Source organism: Exiguobacterium sp. s16 (assembly GCF_018618115.1).
Taxonomy (GTDB): domain Bacteria; phylum Bacillota; class Bacilli; order Exiguobacteriales; family Exiguobacteriaceae; genus Exiguobacterium; species Exiguobacterium mexicanum_A.
In genome coordinates this window covers 71,585-87,988 of the sequence record NZ_JACSLM010000005.1, presented here as the reverse complement: position 1 = coordinate 87,988, position 16,404 = coordinate 71,585, and the positions used below count along the sequence as shown (strand labels likewise).

Here is a 16,404-nt window from a genome sequence, read left to right as displayed (position 1 = left end):
AATCATGAGTGTACACATTGGGGCAGAACCAGGACAAATCGCAGAAACGGTATTGTTACCGGGGGATCCGCTTCGCGCGAAATATATCGCGGAAACGTTCCTTGAGGACGTCGAGTTATATAACGAGGTCCGCGGGATGTATGGCTTCACAGGAACATATAAAGGGAAACGCATTTCGGTTCAAGGGACAGGAATGGGCGTTCCATCGATGTCGATTTACGTGAACGAATTGATCATGTCATACGGCGCGAAAAACTTGATCCGTGTCGGTACGGCCGGTGGGATTCAAGAAGACGTTAAAGTACGTGACGTCGTCATCGCGATGAGCGCATCGAGTGAGATGGGTCAAAACCGTGTGCGCTTCAACGGGATGGACTATGCACCGACAGCGACGTTCGACCTCCTACATCGCGCTTATATGAACGCTGAAAAGGCCGGCATCCCGGTCAAAGTCGGTCAAATCTTCACAGCCGACCAATTCTATCAAGATGATTTCCACCATTTCAAGAAGTGGGCCGACTTCGGTTGCCTCGCCATCGAGATGGAAGCGGCAGGACTCTACACACTCGCTGCGAAACATAAAGTGAACGCGTTGACGATCCTTACGATTTCAGACCACTTGTTGACAGGAGAAGAGACGACATCCGAAGAACGTCAAACGACGTTTGACGAGATGATCCGTGTCGCACTCGATACAGCGGTCGAAGTCACGAACTGATGCAAATGCCCTACAAGCCACTGGTTTGTAGGGCATTTTTGTGTCCGTGCGCCTTCCCGTGTATACAAAGTGAAACTGGCAAGCTAGACTGAAGCTGAAACGAACAGTTCGAAAATCGGGCTGTACCAAGGAGTTGTGACTATGAACAAAGCATCTGCCTTTGTCATTTATAGTATCGTCTTTTTTGCTTTCTTTGATCTTTTTGCCCAGCTTCCGGTCATGAGCACGTTCGCGACATCGGTCGGTGCGACACCGTTCATCGCCGGACTCGTCATTGCCATTTATTCATTGTCGAACACGTTCGGCAACATTTTATCGGGAATCTGGACTGACCGGATCGGTCCGATCGTCATCTTATTCGTCGGTCTCGGGCTATCGAGCCTCAGTCTATTGTCATACCATTTCGTCGACACATCGACGACGCTTCTCATCGTCCGGATCGTGCACGGCTTTGTAGCGGGTTTAATTGTCCCAGCTGCGTTCACGTTGTCTGCCAATTTGACCGCAGCGAACCGTCAAGGGAAGAAAGTGGCATTGACCGGCAGTTTTGTCGGGTTGGCGGCCATCATCGGGCCGGCGTTCAGTGGGATCATGGCGAGTCGAACGACCGTCCCCGTCGTTTTCACATACGTCGCGTTTTATGGGGCGATGGTCGCATTACTCGCACTCATCTTTTTACGTCCGTCGAAACTGTCGCTCGGAACATCGAGCCGTCAAGAGGAAGGGAAATCACGGCTTGAACGTGACGTCGTGAAGGCGTATATCGGTGCCTTCCTTTTAATGTTCTCGCAAGGTGCGATCGCGTTCTTGCTACCGCTTTATGTGCAGTCGCTCGGCTATGACTCCCGCTTGAGCGGGACGCTGCTTAGTACGTTCGGAATCATGGCGGTGCTCGTATTTGTGTTACCGACGAACCGTTTGTTCGATCAAATCGAACCAGCGAAACTTGCGGCACTCGGTGTCGGCATTCTTGGTGTGAGCCAACTGTTGATCGGCCGTGCCGAGACATCTAGTCTCTTATACGCGGTGCTCGCCTTGTACGGTGTCGGTTTCGCGATCTTGTTCCCAGCCATCAACACGATGTTGATCAAAGCCACCAACCATGCCAACCGTGGCAAATCCTACGGATATTTTTATGCCTTCTTCTCGCTTGGGACGGTAACGGGCTCGGCTTTTTTAGGCTGGCTTTCCATCACGTTGACGCAAAAATTCACGGTGACCGGAGGCATCTTGCTCGCCGCCGGGTTGGTTCTCGTCATGATGCAACAAGCGAAAAAGCGGAACGTGCCCGTGAGATAAGGCAGACCGAGAGTGTGCGGAGCGAAGGTTCAAAATGGTCGATGGCCAAGAGAAAATGATAAGATGAAGCTAGCGCTATCATCTAAGGGAGGCAGATTTATGCTCGCACCAATCGAACAGTTGACCATCGAAGAGCTCATCCGTAAACAACGTCGCTTCTATCGGACACAAGCGACCAAATCGCTCGCATTCCGTCTCAGTATGCTGACGTTTTTAAAAGAATCGATTAAACATCATGAGGCCGAAATTCTCCAAGCGTTGGAGCAGGATTTGAACAAATCGGAACTCGACGCGTTCACGACGGAGATTGGTTTCGTCTACGATGAGATTACACGGACGACTCGTGAGTTGAAACGTTGGATGCGCCCGAAGCGAGTCCGCGGTGCTTCGATTCATCTCGGGACGAAAAGTGAGGTCATGTATGAACCTTATGGCACGGTACTGATTATCGCTCCATGGAACTACCCGTTTCAATTGGCGATGGCACCGCTCATCGGAGCGATTGCCGCAGGGAACACGGCCGTCGTGAAGCCTTCGGAATTGACACCGAACGTCGCCCAAATAATCACAAAAGTGCTCGAACGGGCGTTCACTGACCGCTACGTCGTCAGCGTCGAAGGAGATAAAGACGTGGCGACGGAACTGCTCGCAAAGAAGTGGGACCATATCTTCTTCACTGGGTCGACACCGGTCGGAAAAATTGTCATGGAGGCGGCGGCAAAACATTTGACGCCGGTCACGCTTGAGCTCGGCGGGAAATCGCCGGCCATCGTCCATGACGATGCCAATATCGAGATTGCGGCGAAACGGATCGCTTGGGGCAAATGGATGAACGCCGGGCAAACGTGCGTCGCTCCAGACTATGTCCTCGTCCATGAATCGAAACGAGAGGTATTCCTCGAAGCCATTAAACGTGAAGCGTTCACGATGTTCGGGAATGGCGTCGGGACGAAGCGGTTCACACGAATCGTCAATGAGACACATTTCGACCGTTTGATCGGATATTTGACGGAAGGCGACGTATTTTTCGGAGGTCAGACCGACCGAGATCAATTGAAGATCGCTCCGACTGTATTGACGGACATCGAAGAAGACGCAAACGTTATGAAGGATGAGATTTTTGGGCCGATTCTACCGGTACTCACGTATCGTCAACTCGATGAAGTGATTGATTTCGTCGCAGCGCGCCCACACCCGCTCGCGCTCTATTTGTTCACTGAGACGAAAGAGGTGGAGCAGAAGGTGATGAAGCATCTCACGTTTGGCGGAGGTTGTGTCAATGATGTCCTTATGCATTTGACGAACCCGAACCTGCCGTTCGGTGGCGTCGGTGAGAGCGGAATGGGCTCGTATCATGGTCGCTACAGCTTTGAGACGTTCAGCCATGCCAAATCGATTTTACGCAATACGACGAAATTTGATTTACCGGTTCGTTATCCGAACTTCAAAGGAGCCGAGAAGTTGATTCGACTCGTCTACCGATGATTGGATTAGACTGCAGAGAGCCTGCAGTCTTTTTTTTGTGAACGAAAAAATAAGAAGATTGTTTGAAATGTCACATACTTTTATGAAAATGCCCATTGCCCTCCTGTATAATAAAACCATATATCACGCACGAGGCCAGATTAGGCATGAGACCAGTGGAGGGAGCAGACAACATGACTATGAAATGTGGGACGACCCAACCGAACAGCTTCGTCTTCTCAGAAGAGACGAAACAGCTCTTATTCGAGATGATGACGTTTCAAGAATATTCAAAAGCGAGTATCGTTTGTTGGGAAGGAGAAAAATGCAGTAAGTTCTTTTATTTGAAGAGCGGTACCGTCAAATTCACGAAACTGACGAAAAAAGGGAGTTCGCTCATCATGTTCATATACGGCGCTGACGACTTCTTTGGAGAGTTCGACATCGACGATGTATTCCCGAGCTCCTACAGTATCGAGACGACCGAGGACAGTGTCATCGGCTGGATTTCAAAACAAGAGATGGACGAGCTCGTGCGTCAAGACGCGCAGCTGGCTACGGAGGTGTTGCGTTGGACTTCGATGATGCGTAAACAGTCCGAGATGAAGTTGCGTGACTTATTGCTGTATGGGAAGCCAGGGGCGCTCGCCTCGACGTTGCTTCGCATGGCGGCAATGCACGGCGTAGAGGAGACAGAGGGGGTCACAGTTCCGAGACATCCGTCTGACGGCGAACTCGGACAATTGATCGGTGCACCTCGCGAAACGGTCAATCGAATGATGAACCAGTGGCGGAAAGAAGGCGTGTTAACGACGACTCCGACATCGATGGTGTTGCATGACATCGATTTCCTAAAAGAGCTATGTTACTGCGAAGGCTGTCCCGCCGGTATTTGTCGGCTTTGACTTGCCGTTCATAAGCGTTGAAAAACGTGCGGCGTCACAACATGAGAACATGAACAGGTGATTGGACCGACTGATGTCGGAGCAATCGCCTTTTTTGTATGCCTTTTTTTCAAATGTGAACTTTATGTGTGGAAACTACGCAAATTTGATGTGATTGTCACTTTTGAAGTGACAAATGTCACATATTAATCAGTGCCCCTTTTCATACAATGAAAGTGGAAATCAAAGGGAAAGGGGTCCTTCACGTGGAGAAAAACGATGGACAAGAACCGAACTTAAAAGGCACGTTCACATCGGTCATGATTGTCGCTGGCGTCATCATTGCCATGTGGTCGTCGGTCTTTTACTTATTTGTGACACGATAACGAGCAAGAGGAGGGAAGCACGATGCATATTCATAAACTTGAGAAGTATTGGTTAGTATTCGGCATTATTCTATTAGGCGTCTTTTTGACAGTGCTCGGTATCTCTGCGTTTGCTGCAGGGAATCAGCCGGCTTCGGACGCCGATTTGATCGACCCGGCAAAAGTGCATCAAACTGCACCGTTCGACAAACCAGGGCTTCATAAAATCGGTGACAACGAGTATGAGCTCGTCATGGTCGCCCAAGCGTTCACATTCACACCGGGCAATGTGGAAATCCCAAAAGGGGCGAAAGTCACGTTTCTCGTCACGTCACCGGACGTCGTCCACGGGTTCCAATTGACAGGGACACCGGTCAATATGATGGTCGTGCCAGGCCACATCAACTCGCTCACGTATACGTTCGAAGAAGCAGGCGAATTCTTGATTCTATGTAACGAATACTGTGGAACCGGACATCACATGATGTCGACAAAAATTAAGGTGGTGGACTAAATGAATGACGTAGCCTCAAAATTAAAACAGTGGGAAATGGAACGCGGCGTACCGGTACCAAGTATCGGTGTTAAAGAAGCGCGCCTCGCCTATGCCCATGTCGTCATTTCTGTCCTCGCCGTCCTGATCGGCGGTTTGGCAGGACTCATGCAGACGCTCATCCGGACCGGTGTCATCCCGGAAGTATTTGGTTATTATCAACTCTTGACCGCACACGGCATCATGCTCGGTCTCGTCTTCACGACAATGTTCATCATCGGTCTTCTTTACGCGCTCCTCGCTAAGTCGTTCGGACGTTTTGAGTCGTTCCCGACCCGGGTCGCGTGGCTCGGATTTTGGATGATCATCGCCGGTGCCGTGCTCGTCACGATCATGGTGCTCGCCAATAAAGCGACCGTGTTGTATACGTTTTACGCGCCGCTCATGGCCGACCCGATTTTCTATATCGGCCTCGTCTTGTTCGTCGTCGGCACATGGTTGTCTGCGTTCGCCATGTTCCGGATGTATGCGGACTACAAACGGGAGAACCCAGGTATTCACCCGCCGCTTCCGGCGTATATGAGTGTCATGACGATGCTATTGTGGGTCATCGCGACGCTCGGTGTGGCCGGAACGATTCTGTTCCAGCTGCTACCGCTCTCGCTCGGATGGAAAGACACGGTCGGGATTGAGTTATCACGGACGTTGTTCTGGTACTTCGGTCACCCCCTCGTCTATTTCTGGCTCATGCCGGCCTATATCGTCTGGTATACGGTCGTGCCGAAAGTCATCGGCGGGAAAATCTTCTCGGATGCGCTCGCCCGGATGGCGTTCCTGTTGTTCCTCTTGTTCTCGTTCCCGGTCGGTTTCCACCACCAGTTGACAGAGCCGGGGATTGAGCCGTTCTGGAAGTTCGTTCAAGTCATCTTGACGTTCCTCGTCGTCATCCCGTCGTTTATGACGGCGTTCTCGCTGTTTGCGACGTTCGAGCTGCGTGGTCGCGCACTCGGTGCCCGTGGGTTATTCGGTTGGGTCAAGAAAATGCCATATGGGGATGTCCGTTTCCTCGCGCCGTTCGTCGGCATGTTGTTCTTCATTCCAGCCGGAGCCGGCGGGATCATCAACGCATCGCACCAATTGAACGCGATGGTCCACAACACACTTTGGGTCACAGGTCACTTCCATATCACAGTCGGGACGGCCGTCGCCTTGACCTTCTTCGGAACGGCATATTGGCTCGTACCGGTATTGCGCGGTCGTACACTCACGAAAAAGATGAACCGACTCGGATTGATTCAAACGGGAACGTGGGCGTTTGGGATGTCAATCATGTCTTACGCAATGCACATCTCAGGACTCCAAGGTAACCCGCGTCGGACCGGACCGGCAACGTACTTCTCGGATGCGCTTACGCGCGAATGGATTCCATACCACATCGCCATGGCGATTGGCGGGACGATCCTCTTGATCTCGGTCCTCATCTTCGTTTACTCAATGTTCAACTTGTCGTTCCTCGCGCCGAAAGGGGAGGAAGAATTCCCGCTCGCTGAGACGGAAGAGGCAGCGATGGAGACGCCTCGTTTCTTTGAAAACTGGAAACTATGGATCACCGTCACGTTCGTCTTGATTGCGTTCGCTTATACGGTCCCGATTTGGCACTTGATTGAGAGTGCGCCACCGGGAGCGAAAGGCTGGGTGCTCTGGTAAACTGAAGTCAGCCCTGTAGTTTAGGGCTGACTTTTTTTGTAGGAAGGGGATGAGGGGATGGACACTTTACGGGAAACCATTCGTCGAGAACACGCCAAGTATCCGCAAGGCCGGCCGTTCATCGTCGCCATCGACGGATTGAGCGGAGCTGGGAAGACGACGCTTGTTGATCAACTGCGCGGGACCTCACCGAAGGAAATGATGCTACATATCGATGATTTTATCGTCGAGCGGCATCGGCGTTACGGGACGGGACAATCGGAAGCGATGGAATATTATGCGCTCCAATGGGACGTCGACTTACTTGTCCAGACGTTGTTCGAACCGTTGCGGCAAGGGGAGACAACGCTGACGTTACCGTACTATGCGCGCGACCGGGACGAAATCGTCATGCGAACGATCGAGATTGCTCCGAACGCACTTGTCTTGATCGAAGGAATTTTCTTATTGCGGGACGAGTGGCGCCCTTATTTTGACTACGTCGTCTATCTCGACTGTCCGCGGGAGGTCCGGTATGAACGGGTCTTGAATCGGGATACGTATATCGGCGAGTTGTCGGAGCGGATTGCCAAGTACGAGCGCCGGTACTGGCCCGGAGAAGTGCATTATTTGAAGACGGTCAACCCGAAAGCCAAAGCCAATCACATCGTTCAATCCAGTTGACGCATCCACTTATAGGAGGATGCGTTTTTATTTTGGAAAAAACTGTTGACTCCGTTAGTGTACTATGGTGATAATACAGTCAGGTAGTGTATTAGTCGCATCATACACTTAGAGAGGTGACCACATGATCATACAATTCAACACGAGAGCCCCGGTCTACATCCAAGTCGTCGACTACTTCAAAAAGAAAATGGCACTTGGCGAACTGAAAGCGGGCGAAGAGATGCCGTCGCGGCGTGAGTTAGCGAGCGAATTGAAAATTAACCCGAACACCGTCCAAAAGGCGTTCAAAGAAATGGAGGAACAACAATTGATTACGACCGAACGGAATCGCCCAAGTCGCGTGACGACGGATGAACACGTATTGAAACGGATCCGTACCGAACTCGTCGATGAGGCGGTCGCCGTCTTCGTCGAATCGATTCAAGAACTCGACGTCACGATGGATGAGCTCGTCGATAAAATCAAACGGCAATACGGGGAGGGGAATCTCGATGATCGAAGTATTGGGAGTTAAAAAACGTTACCGGAGAAAACAAGTTATCGAAGACGTGTCGTTCACGGCCCAAAAAGGAGAAATCACGTGCCTAATCGGCTTGAATGGGACCGGGAAGTCGACCATTCTCAAAGGGATCATGGGGCTGACGCCATTCGACCGGGGCACGGTGCTCGTCGACGGCAAACCGCTCGACTTGAATCGTGTCGCGTTCGTACCGGATCATTCGACGTTCCCCATCCATTTCACGATTGAACAGTGCGAGGCGTTCATGCGCGACTTTTATCCAAAGTTCGACCCGAAATTGTTTGCCCGTCTTGTCGATGAGTTCAAGCTGTTCCCAGAGGACAAGTTGAATGAACTCTCAAAAGGGACGCTCGCGAAAGTGAATTTGGCGCTCGGCATCGCCCAAGACCCGGACTATTTATTGCTCGACGAACCGTTCTCGGGCATCGACGTATTCTCGAAAGAACAAATCGTCGAGTTGTTCTCGAGTGACATCATGGAAGACCGCGGCGTCTTGATCACGACGCATGAGATTGAAGACATCGAATATTTGGTCGATAAGGCCGTCATGTTGAACAACGGTCGAATCGTCCGTGAGTTCGACGTTGAAGACGTCCGCTTCATTCACGGAAAGTCGATCGTCGATGTCATGAGAGAGGAGTTTGGGGCATGAACTTATTGAAACTAATCGGATGGGAAGTCGAACGGATGACGAAACCGTATCTCATCTTGATCACACTGCTCGTCGTCGTTCAGTTCGGTTGGCTCGGATTCTTTTTATGGAGCGAGACGAATATGTATGAAGAAATCCGTCGCACCGGGACACCGGATTATATCTTGACGTTCGCCAATTATCTCGGAGGCATGGCGTTTATTTTGTCGATCGGGGTAGCGGTGACGGCGATGATATTTTTCAGTTTTTGGATTTGGTATCGGGATTTCCAAGGTCGCGGCACGTTCATGATGCGCCTGCTGCTCATGCCGCAACAGCGGATGCTCGTCTTCGGTGCGAAGCTAACGACGATGATGTTGATGATCCTTGGATTGTTCTCCGTCCAGTGGATTGCGCTCAAACTCCAGTACATAGCGTTTTCGAGTTGGTTTGACTCGCAAATGATTCCGATGCGTGGCTCCTTCGAACAGGCCATCGGCTACGATGGGGCGCTCTCAATCATGTATCCTGCTTCAATCGTCAACTTTATCATCCATCAAGTGCTGATTGTGATCATCATTTTATTCGTCTTCACATTCGTGTTGATTGAACGAAGTCTATGGCAACGGACAATGTGGTCGTCAATCATTGCGATGCTGATGCTTGGAACGTTGATTGTCGTTCCTATGACGGCACTTTTCTTCCTGGAGAACCGCTTGTTTATGGATGAGATGATGCTTGTGATTGGTCTCGGTCTGATGGCATGGATGATGGCAGCGGTGTGGATTAGTCGTCGTTACCTAATGAAGAAATTAAGTGTGTGAGGTGAGCGTATGAAACGAATGTGGAATGTGGTCGCACTCGGTGCGGTCGTCGTCATCGGTCTCGGGACGTTCGCTTTCGATATGCGGGACACGAAAGCGGAATGGGAGTTAGATGTCAAAACGAATCCTAGTGTGTGGGAGTCACAAACGGTTGGTCTATTTTACGGAACGGAAGAAGAAGGTACGACGGAACGATTCCAATTGACGACCGATCGTAGTCGTGTGACGAGCAATGTGAACTATATCGAAGAGGCGTTAAATTATCGGAGCGAGGTAGATCCGTCAGTTCGTGGTTTTTATCGAGAATTGTCTGGCTTAAGTTTTATGCAATCGATTCGAACAGCTGACGGCTATATTGGCGTCGGCCAGAACGGGAACAAAGAGATTGCGGTGTTTCGAATGAATGGACAAGAAGTCACCAAACAAGTCTTTGGGAATGAAGTTGATGGCGCTTCTGAATTGATGGACAGTCCTTGGGCCGGCCTCTTTGTTCATGACGGAAACGTGCATGTCATTTACCGAGATGGTTATGGAGAGAATCCAGAGACGAAAATTGCTAGGTTCGATGAGGCTGCCAAACAAATCGTGATCGAGAGCGTGGCGTTACAAGATGAATCCATTTCGACCGTGACTGGAACATCGTGGGCTTTTCGACCGCACATGGCGACGATTGACGCGGATAATCGGTTCATCCCGGTTGGCATGACCGAGCAAACATCCATCACGGAAAATGGAGAAACTTATTTAAGTGAGCAAGAAAAGATTGGGATTTATGCGTATGATGCGGAAACGAAGCAAGTTGTTGAATTGATGCCAGACGGTGACATGTGGAACGCGACGGTGTACGAGGATCAATTGATTTCCTTACAAGAAGACGGGACCGAATTCGTCATCGATTTGAAGACTGGGAAGCAGTCGACACGTTCAGTCATCGATGGTTCGGTCGGCACGACCTCATACATCGGGGACCGACTGTACCATGCCCGCCCTACGAAAGACGGGGCCGTCATCGACGTCTATCAAGATGGAAAAGCCATCTCGAGCGCCACGGTGAAAGCGACGAACGACGAGGCGAAAGCATTGGTGACCAACACAGAATATTACGTGGAATAAAAAAAAGCGAGAGGCGGCCGCCTCTCGCTTATTTTGATGGTTTCGGGATGATGACCCCTTCTTCTAGATCAAGCAACATGTCGATCAGTTCCGCACAAAACTCGGGGAACTGGTCGAGGAACGCACCTGGACCGACTTCATCAGTGAAGTCGATATACAGGTCCGAGACGTTGCCGGCCATCTTCGCCGGGAGGGCGAGGAATGCCGACCCGAACCGCCAGTTGCCGCGGATATCGAGCAGTTTGCCGAGCATCACATCACCCGGTTCACGAGCCTCTGGAAGCATCACTTTGTAGATCTCTTTCGTCTCCCAATCGCGTAAACCGTCTTCGGTCACTTCGAAGACTGAACAGCGCGGGACCGCCAAGCCCCGGAGCGCGTGATAGAGGGCGGGGGACATCTCGGCCTTGTGATCCGCCAAGTAGCGGCCATGCGGCGTCATCCCGTCTTCGTCCGTCTCGAAGAAGACGGCCCAGTCGATGAACAAGTCGCGGAACAACTCCGCGTCTTTCAAGTGCCACGTGCCTTCCGAGGCGATCTCTTGTATATAGTTCGTCCATTGCGTGCTGCGCGCGAGCGCGGCCTGCTCATACAATTTTTTCAGCTCGGCCAGCAATTCGGACTCTTCTACGAGCAAAGGGAATGGAATTACTTTCCGGTCTTTTTTCATCGGCGTGGTCCTCGTTTATTCGCAGGACGCTTGACGACCGGCGGTTTATCCTCGATTCGCTTCTCGATGACGTCGCCACGGTAAATCTCGAGTTCTTTCAATTCAACGCCGAGTTGACGGGCGAACGATTTCAAATGGGTCAAATCCTCATCTGTCACGAGCGAGAGGACCGTCCCAGCCGCGTTGCCGCGTGCCGTCCGGCCTGAGCGGTGAATAAAGTCGTCGATTGATTCTGGCAAGTCGAAGTGGACGACGTGCGTCACTTCCTCGATATCGAGACCACGGGCTGCGAGGCCAGTCGTGATGAGGAGCGGGTAGTCACCTTTACGGAACTCACGAAGTGTTTCGACACGTTCGCGCTTTCCTTTCAAGCTGTCGAGCATGCGATAGTTCACTTTCATCTTGTCGAGCTCACCTTTCAACGGTGGCAAGAACGACCGGTTGTTGATGAAAGCGAGCGCTTTGACGTTGTCGACGTGAGACAGGCGGCGGAGCAACTCTGGTTTATACCGGCGCGTCGTCAACATGTAGCCATAGGTGACTTGTGCGCTTACCGCCCGCTCGATTTTCACGTGGGCCGGTTCGTTCAAGAATGGGGCAGCCCAAGCTTGAAGCGTGTCTGTGAGTGTCGCCGAGACGAGGGCGATTTGATGTTCATGCGCCGTATGTTTGATGATCCGTTCGGCAGATTCTGTCAAACCGCTATCGATGATTTGATCGGCTTCGTCGAGGACGATCGTATGCGTCTCGTGAAGTTTCAACTTTTTCTTCTCAATGAGTTCGACGAGTCGGCCCGGTGTCCCGACGATCAAATGTGGTTTTTTCTTCAACCGGTCGATTTGACGTTTCAACTCGACACCACCGATGAACGAAGCGATGCGGACGTCACCTTTCTCGGTGAAGCGTTGCGCGACCGTTTGAATCTGCATGACGAGTTCACGCGTCGGCGCGACGATGACGACTTGGATGCGGTCGTTCGACGCGTCGATTTTTTCGATGGCGGGTAATAAGTAAGCAAGCGTCTTCCCGGTACCTGTCGGCGCTTCGATCGTGACGTCTTTTCCGTCAAGAAGAAGCGGGAAGGCTTCGGCTTGGACCGGCATTGGTTCAGTAAAGCCAAGGCGATCCCAGGCTTCGTTAATAAATGGTTTTGTAAAGTTCATATCAATTCTCCTTATCGTGGGGCAAAAACAAAGGAAGCATAAGCGCTCCCTGTCTTAGATATAGCGAACATGTTCAGTATCTTGGTCGAATGAAGAACGGAGTGTCTGTGTGAACGTCTGTCCGTCCTCGATGAGTTTGATGTGCACATCGATTTGGTCAGCCGCCGCCTCGACGCCTTCGACGGTGAAGCCTTGATACACACGGTACTGCAATTCTTTCGTCAACCGTTCGTATGAAGCGAGCTCTGGATACGTCGCTGCCACGTCAATCGGGCGCGAGATGAGAGCAACGAGCAAGTTATCGCGGTAGTCGATGAAATCCTCGTTTTCGATGTCGTCGTCAAACCGAATCCAAAAACCTGCGTCTTCAAATTCTGTGATGAATCCGTCACGTTGTTCACCGTTTTCCTCTACTTTAAGAGAGATGCGGTCACCGGTCTTTAAATCGTGAGCGGCTGTCAATAATTCGTACGTCATGGGAAGAACCCCTTCCTCTTCTACAATGTTCTGCCTTCATTGTGTCCGATATAAGGCAAAAATTCAAGTTCTATCCCCGAGGTGTGAGGTACATCACTACGAAAACTGTATAAATCGTCACATCCCATCTGAAATGATACAGAAATGAGTTGAATCCTGCCGTAACAAGACTTATCTGTTTCAGAAGGAAGGGTGTTTGCATTATAACAGTATTTAAAGCGCTTACAAAAACGGCTTTATGCCAACGTTCATGAGATTGTTACAACTTTCACAAGAATGTAAAACAAAATGTTCACGTTTTCACGTACACTCAACTTATAGAAAGCACGCAGTTATCTCAACTATGAGGAGTGACCCACAATGGCAACCGAAATTAAATCAGCCTGGTCAGGATTTGTACCTGGGCAGTGGACGAACGAAGTGAACGTCGGTGAGTTTATCCGTTTGAACCGACACGAATACACAGGGGACGATCGTTTCCTCGTCGGACCGACCGATGCGACGAACCGTCTTTGGGCACAAGTGATGGAATTGACGAAAGAAGAGCGGGAACGCGGTGGTGTTTGGGCGGTCGATCAAAACAACCCATCGACAATCGTCTCGCACGGACCGGGATACTTAAACAAAGAGCTCGAGAAAGTGGTCGGTGTTCAAACGGACGAGCCGTTCAAACGTTCGATCCATCCAAACGGCGGGATCCGAATGGTCGACGCTGCCCTTGAGTCATACGGTTTCGAGCCGAACCCTGAAATCACAAAGATTTATTCGGAAATTCGCAAAACGCATAACCAAGGTGTCTTCGATGCGTATACACCTGAGATGCGGGCGGCGCGGAAGTCAGGGATCATCACAGGTCTTCCTGACGCTTACGGCCGAGGACGGATCATCGGCGACTACCGTCGTGTTGCCTTGTACGGGTTAGATTTCTTGATTGCAGAACGTAAAAAAGACTTGGCGAACCGTGGCGGTTTCTTATCAGAGTCAGATATTCGGACACGGGAAGAAATGTCTGAGCAGCTCCGGGCCCTCCAAGAGTTGAAACAACTCGGTGCGGCGTACGGGTTTGACCTCGGCCGTCCGGCGGAAAATACACAAGAGGCGTACCAATGGGTATACCTTGCATATCTCGCAGCCGTCAAAGAACAGAACGGCGCCGCGATGTCACTTGGACGTGTCTCGACATTCCTCGATGTTTACGCAGAACGTGATATCGAAGCAGGTCGTTTGACCGAGTCAGACGTTCAAGAAATCGTCGACCACTTCATCATGAAGCTCCGGATCGTCAAATTCTTGCGCACGCCTGACTACAACGAATTGTTCTCGGGTGACCCAACGTGGGTGACCGAGTCAATCGCTGGGATGAGTGAGGATGGTCGCTCGAACGTGACGAAGAGCTCATTCCGCTTCTTGCATTCACTCTCAAACCTCGGGCCAGCACCAGAACCGAACTTGACGGTGCTTTGGTCGACGAAATTGCCAGAAGGATTTAAACAATATTGCGCGAAGATGTCGATTGAGACGTCTGCGATCCAATATGAGAACGACGACCTCATGCTTCCAGAGTTTGGCGACGACTACGGCATCGCCTGCTGTGTGTCACCGATGAAGATCGGGAAACAGATGCAGTTCTTCGGTGCCCGCGCCAACATGGCAAAAGCACTCCTTTACAGCATGAACGGAGGCCGCGATGAGAAGAGCGGCGACCAAATCGCACCGGTTTGGGAGATGAACACCGAAGACGTGCTCACGTACGACAAAGTGTATGCCGACTTCGACCGGACGCTCGATTGGCTAGCCGAGCTCTACGTCAACACGCTCAACGTCATCCACTTCATGCACGATAAATATGCGTACGAACGGATCGAGATGGCACTTCATGACCCAGAAATCCTACGGACGATGGCATGCGGAATCGCTGGTCTCTCGGTCACAGCAGATAGTCTGTCAGCCATCAAATATGCGACCGTGAAACCGGTCCGAAACGAGCAAGGCATTGCTGTCGACTTCGAGACAGAAGGCGACTTCCCTAAATTCGGAAACAACGATGACCGTGTCGATTCAATCGCCGTCGAACTCGTTGAGTCGTTCATGGAAAAAGTGCGTAAGCATAAAACATACCGCGACGCGCTCCATACGCAATCAGTCTTGACGATCACATCAAACGTCGTCTACGGCAAGAAAACAGGGAACACACCGGACGGACGCCGTGCCGGCGAACCGTTCGCCCCAGGTGCGAACCCGATGCATGGCCGCGATACGAAAGGTGCTGCCGCATCGCTCTCATCAGTCGCGAAACTTCCGTTCGAGCATGCGCAAGACGGGATCTCATACACGTTCTCGATCGTACCGAAAGCACTAGGCAAAGAAGAAGTAGCTCGTGAACTCAACTTAGCGGCACTTCTTGACGGTTATATGGGCGGCGAGCATAAAGGACATCACTTGAACGTCAACGTCTTCAACCGTGAGACGTTGCTCGATGCGATGGAGCATCCGGAAGAATATCCACAGCTCACCATCCGCGTCTCTGGCTATGCGGTCAACTTCATCAAGTTGACGCGCGAACAACAAATCGACGTCATCAACCGGACGTTCCACGGTTCATTGTAAGTAATCAAGGCTTGGCGGCCTTCTTCTGAAGGCCGCTCATTCGTTAGGAGGTCATTTCGATGACAATGGGATATGTACACTCGGTCGAATCGTTTGGAACCGTTGACGGCCCGGGAATTCGTTTTATCGTCTTTTTACAAGGTTGTGCGCTTCGTTGCTTGTATTGCCACAACGCTGACACGTGGGATTTCAAAAAGAATAACCATCGTTCGGCCGAGGACGTCATTCAAGAAGCGCTCAGCTATCGTCCGTTCATGGAAGCATCAAAAGGCGGTATCACGATTTCAGGGGGCGACCCGCTCGCGCAGCCAGAGTTTTTAGAAGCGCTCTTGCGTGAAGCGAAGAAACACGGGCTCCACACGACACTCGACACGTCGGGTGCACTTCGTCCCCCTAACTTGGACGCCATCTTAGATCATACGGATCTCGTCTTACTCGATATCAAACATATCGACGATGACATGTGTAAGAAACTGACGGGACGGAGCAACGTCAATACGCTCGCGCTTGCTGAACATTTATCCGAGCGCGGAACGAAAATGTGGATTCGCCATGTCCTCGTCCCAGAATGGACACTTGATGAAGGAGCGCTCCGCCGCACGGCCGCGTTCATTCAAAAGCTCGACCACGTCGAGAAAGTCGAAATTTTGCCGTACCATGAGATGGGTGTCTATAAATGGGAGGCACTCGGTCTCGACTATCCGCTCAAAGGGATTAAACCCCCGACGACGGAAGAAGTCGAATGGGCGGAAGGGATCTTACAAGGAACTGTTTAAAAAACTGCGCAGACCGTGACGGTCTGC

General features: G+C 51.2%; 17 protein-coding genes. 14 read left to right on the top strand and 3 right to left on the bottom strand.

What is annotated here, in order from left to right:
* The first annotated feature begins 4 nt into the window (after positions 1-4).
* The 12 genes from deoD to KNP86_RS10585 all read left to right on the top strand — a co-directional run bounded on the left by deoD (position 5) and on the right by KNP86_RS10585 (position 10,684).
* Positions 5-718: a purine-nucleoside phosphorylase gene (deoD, locus tag KNP86_RS10640; protein WP_034781140.1), complete on the top strand. Its 714-nt coding sequence runs from the start codon at positions 5-7 to the stop codon at positions 716-718.
* Positions 719-859: 141 nt separating this feature from the next.
* Positions 860-2,017, top strand: coding sequence for an MFS transporter (locus KNP86_RS10635; protein ID WP_214754255.1), 1,158 nt, complete (start codon positions 860-862; stop codon positions 2,015-2,017).
* Between the two features lie 99 nt (positions 2,018-2,116).
* Complete coding sequence (locus tag KNP86_RS10630) at positions 2,117-3,502, top strand: aldehyde dehydrogenase (protein WP_214712847.1); 1,386 nt, start codon at positions 2,117-2,119, stop codon at positions 3,500-3,502.
* Positions 3,503-3,675: 173 nt separating this feature from the next.
* A complete protein-coding gene (locus KNP86_RS10625) occupies positions 3,676-4,386 on the top strand; it encodes a Crp/Fnr family transcriptional regulator (protein WP_034781136.1) in 711 nt (236 codons plus the stop codon).
* Positions 4,387-4,631: 245 nt separating this feature from the next.
* The gene (locus tag KNP86_RS10620) at positions 4,632-4,751 is read left to right on the top strand and encodes a cytochrome c oxidase subunit 2A (protein WP_232819585.1); all 120 of its coding nucleotides are present in this window, start codon (positions 4,632-4,634) and stop codon (positions 4,749-4,751) included.
* Between the two features lie 22 nt (positions 4,752-4,773).
* A complete protein-coding gene (locus KNP86_RS10615; protein WP_034781134.1) occupies positions 4,774-5,244 on the top strand; it encodes a cytochrome c oxidase subunit II in 471 nt (156 codons plus the stop codon).
* Positions 5,245-6,930: a b(o/a)3-type cytochrome-c oxidase subunit 1 gene (locus KNP86_RS10610; protein ID WP_034781132.1), complete on the top strand. Its 1,686-nt coding sequence runs from the start codon at positions 5,245-5,247 to the stop codon at positions 6,928-6,930.
* Between the two features lie 57 nt (positions 6,931-6,987).
* Complete coding sequence (locus tag KNP86_RS10605) at positions 6,988-7,593, top strand: kinase (RefSeq protein ID WP_214754253.1); 606 nt, start codon at positions 6,988-6,990, stop codon at positions 7,591-7,593.
* Positions 7,594-7,717: 124 nt separating this feature from the next.
* Entirely contained in the window at positions 7,718-8,110 is a 393-nt protein-coding gene (locus KNP86_RS10600) for a GntR family transcriptional regulator (RefSeq protein WP_214708735.1), read from the top strand.
* A complete protein-coding gene (locus KNP86_RS10595; RefSeq protein WP_214754252.1) occupies positions 8,088-8,768 on the top strand; it encodes an ABC transporter ATP-binding protein in 681 nt (226 codons plus the stop codon). Before KNP86_RS10600 ends, KNP86_RS10595 begins: the two co-directional genes overlap by 23 nt.
* Entirely contained in the window at positions 8,765-9,571 is an 807-nt protein-coding gene (locus KNP86_RS10590; protein WP_214754250.1) for a hypothetical protein, read from the top strand. Before KNP86_RS10595 ends, KNP86_RS10590 begins: the two co-directional genes overlap by 4 nt.
* 9 nt (positions 9,572-9,580) lie before the next feature.
* Positions 9,581-10,684 carry a hypothetical protein gene (locus KNP86_RS10585; protein ID WP_214754248.1) on the top strand — a complete coding sequence of 368 codons (1,104 nt, stop codon included), beginning with the start codon at positions 9,581-9,583 and terminating at the stop codon, positions 10,682-10,684.
* A 28-nt stretch (positions 10,685-10,712) separates the two neighbouring features.
* Here KNP86_RS10585 and KNP86_RS10580 read toward each other — a convergent pair whose 3' ends face one another.
* Genes KNP86_RS10580 through KNP86_RS10570 form a run of 3 tightly spaced genes read right to left on the bottom strand, consistent with a single transcriptional unit; the run spans position 10,713 to position 12,994 of the window.
* Positions 10,713-11,354, bottom strand: a complete 642-nt coding sequence (locus tag KNP86_RS10580) for a hypothetical protein (RefSeq protein WP_214754246.1) — start codon at positions 11,352-11,354, stop codon at positions 10,713-10,715.
* Entirely contained in the window at positions 11,351-12,517 is a 1,167-nt protein-coding gene (locus KNP86_RS10575; protein ID WP_034781120.1) for a DEAD/DEAH box helicase, read from the bottom strand. Before KNP86_RS10575 ends, KNP86_RS10580 begins: the two co-directional genes overlap by 4 nt.
* A gap of 54 nt (positions 12,518-12,571) precedes the next feature.
* Positions 12,572-12,994: a hypothetical protein gene (locus KNP86_RS10570; protein WP_214754245.1), complete on the bottom strand. Its 423-nt coding sequence runs from the start codon at positions 12,992-12,994 to the stop codon at positions 12,572-12,574.
* A gap of 360 nt (positions 12,995-13,354) precedes the next feature.
* Between KNP86_RS10570 and pflB the strand changes: the two genes are divergently transcribed.
* Entirely contained in the window at positions 13,355-15,601 is a 2,247-nt protein-coding gene (gene pflB, locus KNP86_RS10565; RefSeq protein WP_214754242.1) for a formate C-acetyltransferase, read from the top strand.
* A 59-nt stretch (positions 15,602-15,660) separates the two neighbouring features.
* Positions 15,661-16,377: a pyruvate formate-lyase-activating protein gene (gene pflA / locus KNP86_RS10560; RefSeq protein ID WP_021067805.1), complete on the top strand. Its 717-nt coding sequence runs from the start codon at positions 15,661-15,663 to the stop codon at positions 16,375-16,377.
* Positions 16,378-16,404: the final 27 nt, after the last annotated feature.